General features: G+C 60.3%; 15 protein-coding genes and 3 pseudogenes. 7 read left to right on the top strand and 11 right to left on the bottom strand.

The features are described 5' to 3' along the window. Nucleotides 1–502: 502 nt before the first annotated feature. The gene (locus tag CKW17_RS19800; RefSeq protein ID WP_095121136.1) at nt 503–1,462 is read left to right on the top strand and encodes a nucleoside-specific channel-forming protein Tsx; all 960 of its coding nucleotides are present in this window, start codon (nt 503–505) and stop codon (nt 1,460–1,462) included. Nucleotides 1,463–1,477: 15 nt separating this feature from the next. Further along, entirely contained in the window at nt 1,478–2,500 is a 1,023-nt protein-coding gene (locus tag CKW17_RS19795; protein ID WP_095121135.1) for a purine nucleoside permease, read from the top strand. A 123-nt stretch (nt 2,501–2,623) separates the two neighbouring features. Here CKW17_RS19795 and CKW17_RS19790 read toward each other — a convergent pair whose 3' ends face one another. The 3 genes from CKW17_RS19790 to CKW17_RS19780 all read right to left on the bottom strand — a co-directional run bounded on the left by CKW17_RS19790 (nt 2,624) and on the right by CKW17_RS19780 (nt 4,788). After that, on the bottom strand, nt 2,624–3,580 hold the full coding sequence (locus CKW17_RS19790; protein ID WP_095121134.1) for a zinc-binding alcohol dehydrogenase family protein: 957 nt from the start codon (nt 3,578–3,580) through the stop codon (nt 2,624–2,626). Between the two features lie 30 nt (nt 3,581–3,610). Then, entirely contained in the window at nt 3,611–3,784 is a 174-nt protein-coding gene (locus CKW17_RS19785; RefSeq protein WP_007969534.1) for a DUF1427 family protein, read from the bottom strand. Between the two features lie 221 nt (nt 3,785–4,005). Then, on the bottom strand, nt 4,006–4,788 hold the full coding sequence (locus CKW17_RS19780; RefSeq protein ID WP_095121133.1) for a helix-turn-helix domain-containing protein: 783 nt from the start codon (nt 4,786–4,788) through the stop codon (nt 4,006–4,008). Nucleotides 4,789–4,924: 136 nt separating this feature from the next. On the opposite strand from CKW17_RS19780, the gene CKW17_RS19775 reads away from it, so the two are divergent. Next, complete coding sequence (locus CKW17_RS19775; RefSeq protein ID WP_007919026.1) at nt 4,925–5,152, top strand: DUF6555 family protein; 228 nt, start codon at nt 4,925–4,927, stop codon at nt 5,150–5,152. A gap of 39 nt (nt 5,153–5,191) precedes the next feature. After that, nucleotides 5,192–5,464, top strand: a complete 273-nt coding sequence (locus CKW17_RS19770; protein ID WP_095121132.1) for a hypothetical protein — start codon at nt 5,192–5,194, stop codon at nt 5,462–5,464. A gap of 25 nt (nt 5,465–5,489) precedes the next feature. Here the strand turns inward: CKW17_RS19770 and CKW17_RS19765 are convergent, their stop codons facing one another. The 3 genes from CKW17_RS19765 to CKW17_RS19755 form a co-directional block, all read right to left on the bottom strand. Then, nucleotides 5,490–5,654 carry a metallothionein gene (locus tag CKW17_RS19765; RefSeq protein ID WP_007919030.1) on the bottom strand — a complete coding sequence of 55 codons (165 nt, stop codon included), beginning with the start codon at nt 5,652–5,654 and terminating at the stop codon, nt 5,490–5,492. A gap of 941 nt (nt 5,655–6,595) precedes the next feature. After that, nucleotides 6,596–7,048 carry a DMT family transporter gene (locus CKW17_RS19760; RefSeq protein ID WP_095121131.1) on the bottom strand — a complete coding sequence of 151 codons (453 nt, stop codon included), beginning with the start codon at nt 7,046–7,048 and terminating at the stop codon, nt 6,596–6,598. 3 nt (nt 7,049–7,051) lie between these two features. Continuing rightward, the gene (locus CKW17_RS19755; RefSeq protein ID WP_016987941.1) at nt 7,052–7,537 is read right to left on the bottom strand and encodes a DMT family transporter; all 486 of its coding nucleotides are present in this window, start codon (nt 7,535–7,537) and stop codon (nt 7,052–7,054) included. Between the two features lie 114 nt (nt 7,538–7,651). Between CKW17_RS19755 and CKW17_RS19750 the strand changes: the two genes are divergently transcribed. Then, nucleotides 7,652–8,587 carry a LysR family transcriptional regulator gene (locus CKW17_RS19750; RefSeq protein ID WP_095121130.1) on the top strand — a complete coding sequence of 312 codons (936 nt, stop codon included), beginning with the start codon at nt 7,652–7,654 and terminating at the stop codon, nt 8,585–8,587. Nucleotides 8,588–8,795: 208 nt separating this feature from the next. On the opposite strand, the pseudogene CKW17_RS30825 reads toward CKW17_RS19750, so the two are convergent. The 3 genes and pseudogenes from CKW17_RS30825 to CKW17_RS19735 form a co-directional block, all read right to left on the bottom strand. Beyond that, nucleotides 8,796–9,389, bottom strand: a pseudogene (locus tag CKW17_RS30825) (methyl-accepting chemotaxis protein); the annotation flags it as partial. Nucleotides 9,390–9,701: 312 nt separating this feature from the next. Beyond that, a pseudogene (locus tag CKW17_RS30820) lies at nt 9,702–10,478 on the bottom strand (cache domain-containing protein); the annotation flags it as partial. Between the two features lie 202 nt (nt 10,479–10,680). Next, nucleotides 10,681–11,997 (bottom strand): Na+/H+ antiporter family protein, encoded by a 1,317-nt coding sequence (locus CKW17_RS19735; RefSeq protein ID WP_095121127.1) that lies wholly within the window; start codon nt 11,995–11,997, stop codon nt 10,681–10,683. Between the two features lie 290 nt (nt 11,998–12,287). Between CKW17_RS19735 and CKW17_RS30815 the strand changes: the two are divergent. Both CKW17_RS30815 and CKW17_RS30810 read left to right on the top strand, forming a co-directional pair. After that, a pseudogene (locus CKW17_RS30815) lies at nt 12,288–13,676 on the top strand (HAMP domain-containing protein); the annotation flags it as partial. Between the two features lie 102 nt (nt 13,677–13,778). Continuing rightward, nucleotides 13,779–14,534: a methyl-accepting chemotaxis protein gene (locus CKW17_RS30810; protein ID WP_371044236.1), complete on the top strand. Its 756-nt coding sequence runs from the start codon at nt 13,779–13,781 to the stop codon at nt 14,532–14,534. A gap of 250 nt (nt 14,535–14,784) precedes the next feature. Here CKW17_RS30810 and CKW17_RS19725 read toward each other — a convergent pair whose 3' ends face one another. Then, nucleotides 14,785–16,098, bottom strand: coding sequence for a sensor histidine kinase (locus CKW17_RS19725; RefSeq protein WP_095121125.1), 1,314 nt, complete (start codon nt 16,096–16,098; stop codon nt 14,785–14,787). Beyond that, a complete protein-coding gene (locus CKW17_RS19720; protein WP_095121124.1) occupies nt 16,095–16,763 on the bottom strand; it encodes a response regulator transcription factor in 669 nt (222 codons plus the stop codon). The genes CKW17_RS19725 and CKW17_RS19720 overlap by 4 nt, the downstream gene beginning before the upstream one ends. Nucleotides 16,764–16,765 lie beyond the last annotated feature (2 nt).

Raw genomic sequence — 16,765 nt, 5'->3', positions numbered from 1 at the left:
TTTTCGTGGCCAATTTCTTCCTTGAGCGCGCGAAGAGCCGTGCTTATTCCACACGCGAATCAAGACTGCGACGGTCATCACAAAACCGTTTAACTGGGGACAAAGCTAGTAGACGCCCGGCAATGGGGCACGGATTAAATGGTGTTAATACTTTAATACTAGAGGGGTCTGGAATCGGCGTTTCAGCCCGCAAACACTGGTCTGAGGGCGATACAAAACCTGTGGGAGCGAGCCTGCTCGCGAAAGCGGTGGGTCAGCTGAGAACTACTTTTCTGATACTCAGCCTTCGCGAGCAGGCTCGCTCCCACAGGGGACTAGGGGTGTACAAACCGTACCTGACTGCCCCATCAAAAAATAAGCTGAAACCTTCGAAATTTCAGGACATTGAGAAAACTGGTACGCCTTGTGCAAACGTTTGCGTAACGTCAATCCCAACGTTTTCGTAACAAAACCGTACAAGCCCACGGAACACGGGCCTCGATCCGCAAAAAAAGGACTTTGAATGCCCATCGCATGCCCTTTTCGCGCACCGTTTGCGCGCACGCTCGCTGTTTCCCTGCTACTGACCGGCGTTACCGGAGTTCTCAGCCACAGCGTTCTGGCGCAACCGGCGCCAGCCGAAGAATCCGCCCAAGGCGAAGCCCTCAGCCCCGAAGCCAGTCCGCCGAAAAAAGGTGCCTATCTGTCGGACTGGTACAACCAGGACCTGATGCTGATCGGCAGCAAAGACATCAGCTTCGGCCCGCAACCGGCCGACGACATCTATCTGGAATACGAGTACTTCGGCCGCAAAGGTCCGTTCGAGTTGTACGGCTACATCGACATTCCAAAGATCTTCAACATCGGCAACAGCCACGACAAAGGCGTGTGGGATCACGGCTCGCCGGTGTTTATGGAACACGAACCGCGCATCTCCATCGACTACCTTGCCGGCCGCAGCCTGGCCATCGGCCCGTTCAAGGAATGGTATGTAGCGTTCGACTGGATCTACGACCATGGCAGCCGCAAAGAGAACCGCGCCAACACCCTCTACAGCGGTTTCGGCACCGACATCGACACCCATTCGCGAGTCAATCTGTCGGCCAACCTGTACGGTCGCTATCAGTGGGAAAACTACGGCGCCAGCAACGAATATTCGTGGGACGGCTATCGCGCGCAACTGAAGTACATCGTGCCGATCGACAAATTCAGCAACGGCGCGTCGCTGACCTACATCGGTTTCACCAACTTCGATTTCGGTTCGGACATCCATAAGGACAACCCCGCGCGTACGGCCAACGCGACGGTGGCGACCAACGTCCTGCTCTACTCGTTCACCCACTTGCGCTTCACCCTGGTCGGCCGTTATTTCCACAACGGCGGCAACTGGGAAGACGGCAGCGAGCCGAATTTTGGCGACGGCAATTTCCGCGCACGTTCCAACGGCTGGGGTTACTACGCCGGCGTCGGTTATCAGTTCTGAATCAAGGAGTTTTCCATGCAAACAATGATGCGTTTGACCCTGGCCGGTGCAGCCCTGCTCTCCTCCACCGCGTGGGCGGCCGAGGCACCGATCCAACCGAAAGTCATGCTGATCACCATGTTCGCCCCCGAGGCACAAAACTGGATTGATCGCCTGGAGTTGAAGCAGGAAATCCGCGTGCCGGGCCTGTCCGCCGAGTACCCGAGCATCCGCTGCAACACGCAGCAAGTGTGCCTGTTGACCACTGGCATGGGTCAGACCAATGCGGCCGCTTCGACATTGGCGTTGGCGCTGTCGCCGAAATTCGACCTGCGCAAAAGTTACTTCCTGATCGCTGGCATTGCCGGGATCAGCCCGAAGCACGGGACGATCGGCACGGCTGCGTGGGCGCATTATCTGGTGGAGTTCGGCACGCAATGGGAGATCGATTCGCGCGATGCGCCGTCGAGTTGGCCGACCGGCTACCTGGGCATCAACACCAAAGGCCCGAACGAAAAACCACCGTTGGACTACAAGACCGAAGTCTTTGAACTCAACCCGAAACTGCAGGCCAAGGCCTTCGCCCTCAGCCACAAGGTTGAGCTGAGCGAAAGCAAGGAGTCCGCCACGTGGCGCCTGAAATACCCGTCGGCCCCGGCCAATCAACCACCGGTGGTGACCCGTTGCGACACACTGGCCGGCAACACCTGGTTTTCCGGCACGCGCCTGAGCGAACGGGCCGAGATCTGGACCAAACTGCTGACCGACAACAAGGGCGAATACTGCACGACGCAGCAGGAAGACAACTCGACCTATGAGGCGTTGCTGCGTGCCGGTCGTGAAGGTCTGGTCGATGTGCAACGTCTGGCCGTGGTGCGTGCCGGCTCCGACTTTGACCGCCCGGAACCGGGTGGCAGTGAAGTGGACAATCTGCTCAAGTACGCCGATCAGGGCGGTTTTGTGCCGGCGCTGGAGAACCTCTATCGCGCGGGTAATCCGCTGGTGCAGGACATCCTGAAAAACTGGTCGGCGTGGGAAAACGGCGTACCGCAATCCTGAGCCCAACACCCATCTAATGTAGGAGTGAGCCTGCTCGCGATAGCGGTGTGTCAGTTTAATCATGAGTGACTGATACACCGCTATCGCGAGCAGGCTCACTCCTACACGGGGTTTTGCGGTGGGTCAGGGAATGAGGACGACTTTGTCGCCGCTGCCCAGATTCACATCGCCATAACGCTGTAGGCCCTCGGCCAGCGGCGCTTCGACCAGCCCTTGCGGCAACGGCAGCAAGCCTTCATCAAAGAACCGCCCGAACTGCTCGAGCATCGCCGCACAGGCTTCAACGCCATACAGCAGCGAATTGATCCCGACCACCGACCCGCCCTTGCGATACAAGGCCAGCGCCGGCAATTGCACATGCCCATCCACCGGCGCGGCGATGATCGCGATCCGTCCGAAGGTGGCCAATGCTGCCACCGACGCTGGCAACCAGAAACCGGTGGTGTCGAAGATCACATCGGCGCCGCCGCGATACACCGCATTGACCTGCGCGCCGAGGTCTTCCGGCTTATCCAGCTGAATTGTCTGATAACCCTGCGCATGCAACTCCGCCACCTGCTCCGGGCGCCGCGCCGCCGCCAGCAACTGCGCGCCACGCACTTTTGCCAGAGCCAATGCCGCCGTGGCCACCGCACCGCCACCGATCACCAGCAAACGTGTTTCAGCCGTTACCAGACTGCGTTCCAGCGCATCCCACGCTGTGGTGTAAGGCACGCCGAGGCTGGCGGCCTGGGTGAAACTCAGGTGCGAGGGTTTGTGCGCCACACCATTGGCCGGCAGTTTGACGAATTGCGCGTGAGTGCCATCGGCAAAAAAGCCCAGCTCTCGGCCAGTGCCCCAGACTGCCTGACCGATCAACGCTTGCGGGCCTTCGACGACGACACCGGCGAAATCGCGACCGGGAATTCGTGGCAGCGTGGTGTAGGGAAAACGGCCGAGGACGTTTTTCACATCGCTGGGATTCAGCCCGGCAGCCTTGATCTGCACCAGCACTTCGTCAGCGCCGGGGACCGGGGTCGGCACCTCGACATAGCGCAGGGAAGACAGGTCGCCGGTTTTATCGAATTGCAGTGCTTTCATGGGGACATCCACCAAAGGAAAAGAGGAAATTCAGGACAACCAACCCGCGACCAGCTGTCGGCCCATCGGCCACAGCTGCTCACCGGCGAGCATGCCGAGCAAACCCACCAACGCGATGGCCGGTGGCGCGGGAGAACGGAAATCCAGCGCGCCGTACAACAGGCCGACGCCCAGACCGATGGCCAGCGAAATCAGGTAGTTCATGGGGAGCAACTCCGCCCGTGGAAAGGAATGGGCAGAGTTTAGGGAACTGGCCGGGATGGCATCGGCCAAGGACTTCTGAATTTCGGACAAACCTTTGGAGCCAACACAAACCCTTGTAGGAGTGAGCCTGCTCGCGATAGCAGTCTGTCAGTCACCGATGTATCAACAGACACACCGCTATCGCGAGCAGGCTCACTCCTACAGGTCTTAGGCCAGTCTGATCATCCGCTGTGAGTCATGAATTGCGAGGGGGCGACGCCCAATTCGCGGCGGAACATGTCGCTGAAACTACTGGGTGAATAGCCGAGCTCCCGAGCAATCACACTCACCGCCACGCCCTGAATCAACTCCGCCACCGCCGTCGCCAGTTGTACCTGCCGCCGCCACTCGGCGAAGCCCATGCCGAGGCTGTCCTTGAACAACCGCGCCAGCGTGCGCACGCTGGCTCCGGCATTTTCCGCATGCTGTTCGAAGGGAATCTCCAGCGACGGCGCCGCCATCACTGCCTGACACAGATTCATCAAGCGCCGGTCGGAGTCGTCCGGCAGCGGGATTTTCAACTGCGAACGCCTTGCGCGTTTCAGCTCCAGCAAGGCCAACCCGACCAGTGCCTCGTAATACGCCGGATCCCCGCTATCACCCTGCTCCACCAGCCCGACAATCAACTCGCGCAGCAACCCACCGACCTCGATCACCTGCACCTTCTGATCCAGCGTCGCCGCCAGCGCCGGGCGCAAGTAGATATTGCGCATCTGCAGATCCGACACCACCCGAATCCCGTGCGGCACACCCGGCGGCAACCACACTGCGCGCTGCGGCGGTACCACCAGCGCTTCGTGCGGCGTCTCGACCCACATCACCCCGCTCATCGCATACAACAACTGCCCCCAGACATGCTCGTGCGGCTCGATAAACAAGCCGCGCGGATAGGTACGCGCCAGCGGCTGCACGGGCACATCGGTATCACTGAGATCGGGGGGCGTGGCGAGGGCCATGGCGAGCATTCATTGGGCTTGGCGAGAGCGCCATGGTAACCAGTGCGCCACAGCGTCGCCAACGATAGATACCGTCGGACAATCCGAGTGAATTTTCCCGATGCGCCGCGATCCCTCTATTACCACAGGGAGGAATACGGGCTTTATGAACAACGCAAAACTGTATGTCATCGAATACACCCTTCACGGCACGCCCAAGTCGTTCATTATCCGCTCGGACAAAATGGACAACACCGAGGCGTGGCATTGGGCGAGTTGCGACGCCGGAGTCGGTCGCATCCCGCGCTTTGGCCGTGAGAAGGTGCAGAAGACCAGCAAACCGATGGCGGAAAAATTCGGCGTGGAAAACGTCGTCTGGCGACCGACCAGCTAAGCTCAGCCTGGCGATCGGCATCATTCGGGGGAATGCACAATGACCAATATCAGCAGCCCGGCGCATCTGGACTACGGCCTTGATACGTTGTTCGGGCGTATCACCAAAAGCGTGGATTGCCGCGTTGGGCTGGAGGCGGTCGAGGATGATCCGTTTCGCTTTGCGCTGCGTGTGCCGGCACCGCTGCCGGAAGACCTCGACCAGGCGAAAACCGTGGTGGTCAGGGTTGAAGGGCGAAGGCTGCAAGGTACGGTAAGGCATGCAGAGCGGCTGGATGATGAGAGCCTGAAACTGGAAGTGGAGCCTGATTAGGCTCCACTTTTTTCTGCGTCGTTCGTCATCCGTGGGCGCATTTACAGCCTTTGGTTGAACACTCTTCGCCACTCTTGTGGTGGTGGGCGCAGGCCTCGCAGCAATAGTGTTTGCCGTGGACGGCGTAGGCATGCTCGCCTTCCTTGATGGTGCATTTGCAGTTGGGACAATCGCATTTTCTATCGGGCATGGGGCAGATTCCTTGGGTGGTGGTTGTCTGGGGCTTGATGGGCAAGCCGTGATAACCAGTGTAGAAGCTGCCGCAGGCTGCGATCTTTTGATTTTGTTTGGGATTGGGATTGGGGGCATATCCGTTGCGGCGGGTGTTGCCGCTGGCGGTTTCGCTCTTACAGCGACTCACTTTTTCAAACGCCAAAAAGTAAGCAAAAGGCTTTGCCCCTGGCGTACGGCACTTCGCTTAGGCTCAGTGTTCCCTCGCTACGGTGTCCATCCGGGGGCATCGCCTACGGTTTGCTTCGCTGCACCTCCTCTCGATGAATGCGGCTGCGCCGCACGGCGCTGCGCGCCCACCCCCGGATGAACACCTACGCTCGGCCTGCCGAAGGGGCAAAAAATCAAAAGCCAAAGCAAGATCAAAAGCCAGATCAAGAGCCCCTCACCCTAGCCCTCTCCCGGAGGGAGAGGGGACTGACGGTGGTGCTTGGGAGAGGTACGCCGACGTGCGATACCGCGTTGAACTCAGGCTTTGAAAAGCACACAAACCGGCCCCCTCTCCCTCGGGAGAGGGCTGGGGTGAGGGGTAGCCCCACCACAAAACCAAAGCCGAGCACGCTGTGCTCTCACCACTTAACAGGATGAGCGTTAGCTCGGCTGCGGCTTTTGATCTGTAAGGCGACGTCGGAAGGCTGAGTGGAGGGATTGATCCGGGCGTGGGAGCGCAGCGACCGTTTGGCGCAGCCAAACACAGCGAGAGGAGGTGCAGCGAAGCAAACCGTAGACGCTGCGCCCGGATCGATCCCGTAGCGAAGGAACCCCGAGCCCCAGCGAGCGGGCCGCACGTAGGAGCAAGCCTTTTTGGTTACTTTTTCGGCGTCTGGAAAAAGTGACCCGCCGTAAGGGCGGAACCCTAATCAGCAACACCCGAAGCAACGGATATGCCCCCAATCCAAATCACTCAGCAGCACGCGAACTGCGATACATAAACACCAAAGCCACCCCCAAACACCCCATCGCCAAAATCCGCGAACCAGACAGCTCAATCGCCGGATTCCCCAACCAGCCAAAATTATCAATCAACATCCCCATCCCCAACTGCCCGACAATCACCGCCACCGTCGCCACAGCCGTCCCCACCACCGGTACCGCCCCCACCATCACCATCATGTAGACCACGCCAAACAACGCCCCGGTCAACTGCCACTTCGGCACATCCAACAAACTCACCGCATGCGCCGGCTCAAAAAACAAAATCAACAAACCGGTCGAAACCGCGCCCACAACAAACGTCAGCAAACTACTGCGCAACACCCCGACGCTCTCACCCAGACGCCCATTGATCGCCGCCTGCACACTCAACACCGCACCCGCCAACACCACCACCGCCAACAAAATAACCAGACTCATCACTCACCCCCGCGCAATCAAAACCAAAGCCACCACAATCAACCCCAACGCCAGCCACCGCTCGGCATTGACCTTCTTGCGCGTCGCCCCGAACCAGCCGAAATGGTCAATCAACACACTCTTGCCGACCTGCCCGGATAAAATCGCAATCATGGTCATGGCAATACCGATATGCGGCGTTGCCAGGGTCAACACCACCACATACATCGGCCCAAGAAACCCACCGATCAACTGCCAACGCGGCAGATCAGTCAGTGCCGGCCCCTTCTGCGGCCCCGCAAACAACAACAGCAAAAACAGAATCGCCGAGCCGACCCCGAAGATGCTCAAGGTCGCCCACAGATGCCCGACCTGAACCCCCAACGGCCCGAGCAATCCAGCCTCCACCGACAAGCCCATACCCGCGAGAATCACCAGCGGCAGCAACAACAAGCGCAATCCGGATTTCGTCGCCGGTGCGCTGACACTCACCTCATCCAACGTCTGCATAAACAACCTTCCACTCAAGTAAACGATGGCGCGGATTATCGGCTGGCCAAGCTGTGCGATAAATGGGAGCATCCGGACAACACTTTTGCGCAACTCGCACAGCAGGACAAAACAATGCACGGGCTCAACGAACTCGGATTCAAGGCGCTAAGGCTGTTTGTCGCGGTACTCGACCACGGCAGTTTCTCCGAAGTGGCCCGCCGTGAAGGCGTGGCGCCCTCGTCGATTTCCCGGCAGATCCAGTTGATGGAGCAGGCGCTGAACCAGCAATTGCTCTACCGCCATACCCGCGCGGTGACGCCGACCGAAGCCGGGCGCATGCTCGGTCATCATGCGCGGCTGGTACTGGTGCAACTGGAAGAGGCCGAACAGGCGTTGCAGGAGCAGCAAAGCGAACCCACCGGTCTGGTGCGCATCAATGCCCCGGTGGTGTTCGGCCAGCGGCATCTGACGCCATGGCTGGGCCAGTTGTGCGCGCGCTATCCGAAGCTGCAACTGGATATCCAGCAGACTGACCATTACGTCGACCCGTTGCAGGAAGGCGCGGATTTACTGTTCCGCATCGGCCCGCTGCACGACTCAAGCATGCAGGCGCGGATTCTGGCGCCGCACCGTTTTCAGGTCGCGGCCAGCCCGGCGTATCTCAAGCGCCACGGTACGCCGCAGAAACCCGAAGATCTGGCGCAACACCAATGCCTCGCCTACAAAGGCGCGACCGGCCAGCAGCGCTGGTTTTTCCGCCGCGATGGCGAGGACTGGACGCCGTATTCGGTGAAGGGCCCGATCACCGGCAACCACGCCGACACCCTCACCCAAGCCGCCGAGCAAGGCCTGGGGCTGGTGATGTTTCCGTCGTGGTTGATTGGTGAAGCGGTGCGCGATGGCACGCTGGTGCCGGTGCTTAGGGAGTATCAGGTGTCGAACAGCCTGGAGCCGCAGCAGATTGCGGTGTTGTGGCCGGGGAGCCGGCGGTTGTCGGTGAAGGTGCGGACGGTGATTGATTTCTTTATCGAATGCTTTGGCGAAGTGCCCTACTGGGACAGGCCTTGAGGGGATGAAGATCAAGAGCCCCTCACCCTAGCCCTCTCCCGGAGGGAGAGGGGACTGATTGGGGGATGCTGTGGAACTACGCCGACCTGAAACAGCTTTACCGAATCCATAATCGACTGAATCTTTCAGGTCGATGTATGACGCAAGACACCTCGGTCAGTTCCCTCTCCCTCAGGGAGAGGGCTAGGGTGAGGGGCTTTTCAGGCTGTCAGATCCGGAACTGACCGACGAGTTTGCCAAGGCGCTGCCCCAGCTCCGCCAGACTTCGCGAAGTCTGCGCACCCAACTGCGTTTCATCAGCCACGTTATCCACCGCCACCGCAATCTGATGCACGCTGCGGTTGATCTCTTCGGCCACCGCCGTCTGCTCTTCCGCCGCACTGGCAATCTGCGCGTTCATCGAGTTGATCGTCGCAATCAACGATGCCATCGCGTCGAGCGAAGCGCCGGCCTGATTGGCTTGCTGTGAAGTGCCGTCACCCGCCTCGCTGGAGCGGCGCATCGCTTCCACGGCCTGCTGCGTACCCGCCTGCAAACGATCGATCATCCCCTGAATTTCCTGAGTGCTGATCTGCGTGCGACTGGCCAATGCCCGCACCTCGTCCGCCACCACGGCAAACCCGCGCCCGGCCTCACCGGCGCGCGCTGCTTCAATCGCGGCGTTCAGGGCCAACAGGTTGGTCTGCTCGGCAATCGAACGAATCACCCCGAGCACGCCAACAATCGACGTCACGTCCTGCTGCAGGCTGTCGAGCGACACGCCGCTGCTACGGATGTCATCGACCAGCGCATGGATCTGTTTGATGCTGCCGGCCACCACACGCTTGGCGCTCTGGCCTTCTTCGTCGGTCTGCTGGGCGGCGACGGCGGCGTTCTGCGCGCTCTTGGCCACTTCCTGCGCGGCGGCGGACATCTCATTGATGGCGGTGGCGACCTGATCGGTCTCGTGACGCTGCCGCTCCATCGCCTGATCGGAGCGCTGGGCCTGATCGGACACTTGCGTCACCAGCCCGGTCAGTTGCGTGGTCATCTCGGTGATCTGCCGCACCAGGCCATGGATCTTGTCGACGAAGCGGTTGAACGAGCCAGCCAGTTCGCCGAGTTCGTCCTGACTGGTGATGTTCAGTCGGCGGGTCAGATCGCCCTCACCCGCCGCGATGTCATCAAGGTTGGCTTTCATCAGGGTCAACGGACGCAAAATGGTATTGGCCAGCAGCATCCCCGCTGCCGCAATCACCAACAACACCACCACCGCCACGCCGACGATGCTCAGTACCACGCCTTGCACACGTTCCTGCACCTGCGCTTCGACCAACGCCACTTGTGCCTCGATGCCGTCGAGGTTGACCGAGGTACCGACGGCCATGTCCCACTTGGCCAGATATTCGGTGTAGCCGAGTTTCGGCACCAGCACCTTGGCATTACCCGGCAGCGGCGAGCTGTATTGTAGATAGTGCGTGCCGTCCTTCGCCACTTTCACCAGCCCGAGATTGACGTAGACGCCGTTCGGATCGCGGTTGTCCTTGAAGCTTTTACCCACGCCTTCGGGGTCGTTGGCCTTGAACAGGCGCACGGTTTCGGAGTCGTAGCCGAAGAAGTAGCCGTCCTTGCCGTAGCGAATGCCCGACAGCAGTTTGATCGCCTGCGCTCGCGCCTCGTTGTCACCCGGCGCGGCGGCGTCGTAAAGCGGTTTGATCGTGGTCATGGCCACGGCGACGTAACTTTGCAGAGTGGCTTTGGCATCGCCGAGCAGGCGTTCGCGGGTCTGTTCGACCTCTTTGTGCGCCTGTTCCTGGAGGATGAACAGCGTGGTCAGGCTGATGACCAGCGCAAAGAGCAACACCGGGAGAACGGCGAGGGACAGGACTTTAGCCTTGAGGCTCAGGCGCATTGTGGGAGCTCACTCTTTTGGTTTTATTGGCGTGGTTAAAGGCTTTAACGGCACGCCAGATCAAAAGTTGAGCTTCGGTATGAGGATCGTTCCCACGCTCTGCGTGGGAATGCAGCCCCGGACGCTCTGCGTCCAACAACGTGACGCAGAGCGTCACAAGAGGCATTCCCACGCAGAGCGTGGGAACGATCACCCGCGGGGTTCAGAGGACCATCGCGGCCACCCAGCCGAACGCCAGCAACGGCAAGTTATAGTGCAGGAACGTCGGCACCACGGTGTCCCAGATGTGGTGATGCTGACCGTCAATGTTCAGCCCGGAGGTCGGGCCCAGCGTCGAATCCGAAGCAGGCGAACCGGCGTCGCCCAGCGCACCAGCGGTACCGACGATGCACACGATCGCGATCGGGCTGAAGCCCAGTTGCACGCACAGCGGCACGAAAATCACCGCCAGAATCGGTACGGTCGAGAAGGACGAGCCAATGCCCATGGTCACCAGCAACCCCACCAGCAACATCATCAAGGCGCCGATGCCCTTGCTGTGATCGATCCACGCCGCCGACGTTTGCACCAGTGTCTGCACTTCGCCGGTAGCCTTGATCACTTCGCCGAAACCGGAAGACGCGATCATGATGAAGCCGATCATCGCCATCATCTTCATGCCTTCGGTGAACAGATCATCGGTCTCACGCCACTTGACGATGCCGGACGCGGAGAAGATCAGGAAGCCGGCCAGCGCGCCGATAATCATCGAGTCCAGCAACAACTGAATAATGAACGCGGCGGCAATCGCCACCCCGGCAATCATCAGGCTCAGTGGGTTGTACTGCACCGCCACCTGTTCAACCTGCTCGATCTTCGCCAGGTCATAAACGCGTTTCTTGCGGTAGCTGATAAAGGCAATGCCCAGCCCAACCAACATGCCCAGCGCCGGAATGCCCATGGCGTGGGTGACGTTGATGCCACTGATGTCGACGCCACTGCGCGCAACATTCGCCAACAAAATCTCATTGAGGAAAATGTTACCGAAGCCTACCGGGAGGAACATGTACGGCGTGATCAGACCGAATGTCATGACACAGGCGATCAAGCGGCGGTCGAGTTGCAGCTTGGTCAGTACATAGAGAAGCGGCGGCACCAGCAGCGGAATGAATGCGATGTGGATCGGCAGGATGTTCTGCGAAGCGATCGCCACCACCCACAACAGGCCGATCAACAGCCATTTGACGCTGCCACCGCCGGTTGCGTGCTGACGATCGACCATCGCCAACGCCTTGTCGGCCAGCGCATGGGCCAGGCCGGACTTGGCAATCGCCACGGCGAAAGCGCCAAGCAACGCGTAGGACAACGCCACCGTCGCGCCGCCGCCCAGGCCGCTGTTGAACGCCTTGAGCGTGGCGTCGATGCCCAGACCACCGGTCAGGCCGCCGACCAGTGCACCGACGATCAGGGCGATCACCACGTGCACGCGGGACAGGCTGAGAATCAGCATGACGCCGACTGCCGCTATGACTGCATTCATTTCACTTCCTCGAAAAACACTGCGGTGGAAAACCGACCGCCAGACAGAATGAGTCCGCCAGCGTTTGATTGGCGGATTTGCAAAGAGGGTCTTATTAGAAGGGCGCGCACTGTGCCGCAGCGAACTTCCCTTGTCAAAGCCGACACCGCCTCCAGTGATCGTTCCCACGCTCTGCGTGGTAACGCCTCAATGGACGCTCTGCGTCCGCTTTGGGACGCAGAGCGTCCCGGGCTGCATTCCTTTGCTGCGCGTGGGAACGATCAACCACGTTGAAAGGTGTAGATCACCGGATGCGACAATTGGTCATATTGTGTTTCAAGGATAAAGAAAGCCGATTTGAGGCCGTTACAGTGCAAAGTCTCAGATATTTATCGAATAAGGACGTCTCCATGTCGCTCAGACAACTTTCCATCCAATGGAAAATCACCCTGCTCGCCGGCCTCTGCCTGGCCGGTATCGTGACCCTGTTGGTCGGTCTTTCGCTGTATCGCATGGAGCACAGTTCTGCACTGGTGAAAGCTTCGAGCATGGAAATGCTCACCGAGTCGGCGCAAGCGCGCATCGAGTCGCAAGGTGAAGTGCAGGCCGCCGGCATTCGCCAGCAGTTCATGGACGCCTATCAATATGGCCACGGCTTCTCGCGGCAGGTGCTGTTTCTGCGCGAACAAGCCGAGAAGCGTTTCCTCGATGCCTTCGACCTGCGTGAGGACATGACTCGCCAAGTCAAATCGGCGCTGCAGGCCAATCCGGACCTGCTCGGCCTGTCGCTGGTGTTCGAAGCCAACGCGCTGGATGGCAAAGACGAACTGTTCGCCGGTCAGGCTGAACTGGGCAGCAACGACAAAGGTCGTTTCGCCCTGTACTGGTCGCAACCGACCCCGGGCAAAGTCACCTCGATGGCCCTGCCGGAAAGCGACATGGCCGACACCAGCACCGGCCCCAGCGGTCAAGCGGCCAACGCCTGGTTCACCTGCCCACGCGCCACGCTCAAGCCGTGTGTAATCGAACCGTACTTCTATGTGATCGACGGCCAGAAGGTGCTGATGACCAGCATCGTCTTCCCGCTGATGGTCAACGGCAAAGTCATCGCTTCGCTGTCGGTCGACATCAACCTCAACAGTCTGCAAGCCATCAGTCAAGGCGCGAGCAAGAAGCTCTATGACGGCCAGACCGCCGTGAGCATCATCAGCCCCGCCGGCCTGCTCGCTGGTTACAGCCCGGATGCCGGCAAACTCAGCCAGCGTCTGGATACCGTCGACAAGGTCAGCGGTGCCGAACTGCTGAGCAAACTCGCTTCCACCAGCAGCGTCAGCAGCCTGCACAGCAACGGTCAGTTGAAAGTGCTGTCGCCGTTCCCGCCGATTCCCGGCGGCCCGTCGTGGGGCGTTTTGCTCGATGTACCGGAGAAAGTGCTGGTCAGCCGTGCCGAAGCGCTCAAGCAACAACTGGACGCGAGCAACAACTCCGGCACGCTGATCGAATTGAGCCTCGGCGTGCTAGCCGCATTGATCGGCTTGCTGCTGGTGTGGCTGATGGCGCGCAGCGTGACCAAACCGATCCTCGGCGTGGCACACATGCTCGAAGACATCGCCAGCGGCGAAGGCGACCTGACCCGCCGTCTGGCCTACGACAAAAAGGACGAACTCGGTCAGTTGGCCGGTTGGTTCAACAAGTTCCTCGACAAGTTGCAGCCGATCATCGCCGAAGTGAAACGCTCGGTGCAGGACGCGCGCAACACCGCCGATCAGTCCTCAGCGATTGCGACCCAGACCAGCGCCGGTATGGAACAGCAATACCGACAGGTCGATCAGGTCGCCACTGCCTCCCACGAAATGAGCGCCACCGCACAAGACGTCGCCCGCAGCGCCGCACAAGCTGCCGAGGCTGCCAAGGATGCCGATCGCGCTACCCGTCAGGGCCTGACCGTGATCGACCGCACCACTGCGAGCATCGACACCCTCGCCGCCGATATGAGCGCAGCAATGGTGCAGGTCGAAGGCCTCGCCGCCAACAGCGAGAAAATCGGCGCGGTGCTGGAAACCATCCGCGCCATCGCCGAGCAGACCAACCTGCTGGCACTCAACGCCGCGATCGAAGCGGCGCGTGCCGGTGAGGCCGGCCGTGGTTTTGCCGTGGTCGCTGATGAAGTCCGCAACCTCGCCCGCCGCACGCAAGAGTCGGTGGAAGAAACCCGTCAGGTCATCGAGCAGTTGCAGAGCGGTACGCAGGATGTGGTCGGGTCGATGGGCAACAGCCATCGTCAGGCTCAGGGCAGTGTCGAACAGGTTGGCCAAGCGGTGACTGCACTGCGCCAGATTGGCGATGCGGTGACGGTGATCAGTGACATGAACCTGCAGATTGCCAGCGCCGCGGAAGAGCAGAGTGCGGTGGCCGAGGAGATCAACAACAACGTGGCGACGATCCGTGATGTCACGGAGTCGTTGTCCGGTCAGGCGAATGAGTCGGCGCGGGTGAGCCAGTCGCTCAATAGTCTGGCGAATCAGCAGCAGAGTTTGATGGATCAGTTTCGGGTGTGATTCGCAGGTTGTGGGGTGTCAGTGGGATTCCCCCCCTCACCCCAGCCCTCTCCCCCAAGGGGGCGAGGGGGAAAGGGAGCCGATCTTCATGTCATTCAAAACTTGAGTCCGGCTTGGTATTTCAGGTCACGGGGAAGCTTTCAAACCCTGAGTTCGCCTCGGTATCTCACGTCGGCGTAACTCTCCCAAACAACGCGGTCAGTCCCCTCTCCCTCCGGGAGAGGGCTAGGGTGAGGGGCTTCTCAAAGACTCACCGCCGAGGCAACTCGATCACCACCTTCAACCCACCCCACTCACTCTCGCCCAACACCAGCAACCCGCCCCAGGTCTCGACAATATCGCGGACAATCCCCAATCCCAGACCATGCCCGTGGGTCTGCTCATCCAGCCGCGTCCCCCGGCTGAAGACCTGAGCGCGCTGCAATTCGGGAATCCCCGGGCCGTCATCTTCCACGCTCAGGGCAAAGCCGTCCGTACGTTCAATCACACTCAGACGCACTTCGGCATCCGCCCACTTGCAGGCGTTGTCCAAAAGATTGCCGAGCAACTCAAGCAAATCCTCACGATCCCATGGCAGTTGCAACCCCGCCGGCGCGGCATAACTCAGCGCCAGATGCTCGCCATGAATCATGTTCAACGTCGCCAGCAACCCCGGCAGTTCCGCATCGCAATCAAACAGCGCCCCCGGCAACGCATCACCGGACAGCCGCGCACGGTTCAACTCGCGATTGAGCCGCTGCTGCACCTGCTCCAGCTGTTCCTTGAGCACCTTGCGCAGCTCAGGATGGGCATCGAGTTTTTCGCTGGAAGCCAGACTCAACAGCACCGCCAGCGGCGTTTTCAACGCGTGCCCGAGATTGCCCAAAGCATTGCGTGAACGCTTGAGACTGTCTTCGGTGTGCGCGAGCAAATGGTTGATCTGCGCCACCAGCGGCTCCAGTTCCACCGGCACCTGATCATCCAGTTGCGAGCGCTGGCCCTGCTGCAATTGCGCGATCTGCTCGCGAGCCCTTTCCAGCGGCTTCAACGCGCGGCGCACGGTCAAGCGCTGCAAGAACAGAATCAACAGCAACGCCGCCAGCCCCATGCCCAGCCCGATCTGGCGCATGCGCTGAAAACTCTCGCGCACCGGCGTGTAATCCTGCGCGACGCTGATCGAAATCGATTGGCCCAGGCGTCGATAGTCCGAACGCAGCACCAGCAACTGCTGACCGTCCGGGCCCAGTTGCAGATTGCTGTGCAAACCGGGATGGTCGAGCAGCGGCAGATCCTGATCCCACAACGAACGCGAGCGCCAATGGCTGTCGGCAAAGTCGATCCGGAAGTAATGCCCGGAAAACGGCCGCTGATAGGCTGGCGACAAATGCCGCTCATCCAGTTGCAGGCCTTGCGGCCCGCGCACCAATGCCACCAGCAGACTTTCGCTGTCGTTGCGCAAACCGGCTTCGAGGTAGCGCTGCAAACCCACTTCGAACAACCACAGACTGGTTTGCGCCACCACCACACCGACGACCACCATCACGCTGATCAAACCCAGGCTCAAACGGCGCTGGATCGACCTCACGAAGCTTGCCCGCCGAACAGGTAACCCTGGCCGCGACGGGTTTCGATCACGCTTTTGCCGAGCTTGCGCCGCAGATGATTGACGTGCACTTCGAGGACGTTGGAGTCGCGCTCGGTTTCACCGTCGTAGAGGTGTTCGGCGAGGTGGCTTTTGGAGAGGATCTGCTCAGGGTGCAGCATGAAATAGCGCAGCAGACGGAATTCGGCAGCGGTCAGTTGAATGTCGGCGCCGTCGCGAACCACGCATTGCCGACCCTCGTCCAGATGCAGGCCGGCCGCCTGCAACGTCGGCTGATTGGCCTGCCCTTTGGAGCGGCGCAACAACGATTGAATGCGCAGATAAAGCTCTTCGGGGTGAAACGGCTTGGTCAGGTAATCATCGGCGCCAGCCTTCAGGCCTTCAATGCGTTCGGCCCAGGAATCGCGCGCCGTGAGGATCAGCACCGGGATCGCCAGACCGCCGGCGCGCCATTGCGCCAGCACTTCAAGGCCCGGCACGCCGGGCAGGCCGAGGTCGAGAATGATCAGGTCATAGGGCTCGCTGCTGCCCTGATACAGCGCATCACGACCGTCCGCCAGCCAATCCACAGCGTAGCCTTGGCGTTGCAGGCCGGCGAGCAGTTCGTCGGCCAGCGGTACATGGTCTTCCACCAATAGCAAACGCATCG

The organism is Pseudomonas sp. Irchel s3f10 (genome assembly GCF_900187515.1).
GTDB classification, from domain to species: Bacteria; Pseudomonadota; Gammaproteobacteria; order Pseudomonadales; family Pseudomonadaceae; genus Aquipseudomonas; species Aquipseudomonas tensinigenes.
The sequence above is the reverse complement of the archived record's forward strand: the minus strand, read 5'-3'. Positions and strand labels throughout refer to the sequence as shown.

Coding starts and splice junctions, on each gene's coding strand:
- CKW17_RS19800 (WP_095121136.1), top strand. CDS start 503: ATGCCCATCGCATGCCCTTTTCGCGCACCGTTTGCGCGCACGCTCGCT.
- CKW17_RS19795 (WP_095121135.1), top strand. CDS start 1,478: ATGCAAACAATGATGCGTTTGACCCTGGCCGGTGCAGCCCTGCTCTCC.
- CKW17_RS19790 (WP_095121134.1), bottom strand. CDS start 3,580: ATGAAAGCACTGCAATTCGATAAAACCGGCGACCTGTCTTCCCTGCGC.
- CKW17_RS19785 (WP_007969534.1), bottom strand. CDS start 3,784: ATGAACTACCTGATTTCGCTGGCCATCGGTCTGGGCGTCGGCCTGTTG.
- CKW17_RS19780 (WP_095121133.1), bottom strand. CDS start 4,788: ATGCTCGCCATGGCCCTCGCCACGCCCCCCGATCTCAGTGATACCGAT.
- CKW17_RS19775 (WP_007919026.1), top strand. CDS start 4,925: ATGAACAACGCAAAACTGTATGTCATCGAATACACCCTTCACGGCACG.
- CKW17_RS19770 (WP_095121132.1), top strand. CDS start 5,192: ATGACCAATATCAGCAGCCCGGCGCATCTGGACTACGGCCTTGATACG.
- CKW17_RS19765 (WP_007919030.1), bottom strand. CDS start 5,654: ATGCCCGATAGAAAATGCGATTGTCCCAACTGCAAATGCACCATCAAG.
- CKW17_RS19760 (WP_095121131.1), bottom strand. CDS start 7,048: ATGAGTCTGGTTATTTTGTTGGCGGTGGTGGTGTTGGCGGGTGCGGTG.
- CKW17_RS19755 (WP_016987941.1), bottom strand. CDS start 7,537: ATGCAGACGTTGGATGAGGTGAGTGTCAGCGCACCGGCGACGAAATCC.
- CKW17_RS19750 (WP_095121130.1), top strand. CDS start 7,652: ATGCACGGGCTCAACGAACTCGGATTCAAGGCGCTAAGGCTGTTTGTC.
- CKW17_RS19735 (WP_095121127.1), bottom strand. CDS start 11,997: ATGAATGCAGTCATAGCGGCAGTCGGCGTCATGCTGATTCTCAGCCTG.
- CKW17_RS30810 (WP_371044236.1), top strand. CDS start 13,779: ATGGAACAGCAATACCGACAGGTCGATCAGGTCGCCACTGCCTCCCAC.
- CKW17_RS19720 (WP_095121124.1), bottom strand. CDS start 16,763: ATGCGTTTGCTATTGGTGGAAGACCATGTACCGCTGGCCGACGAACTG.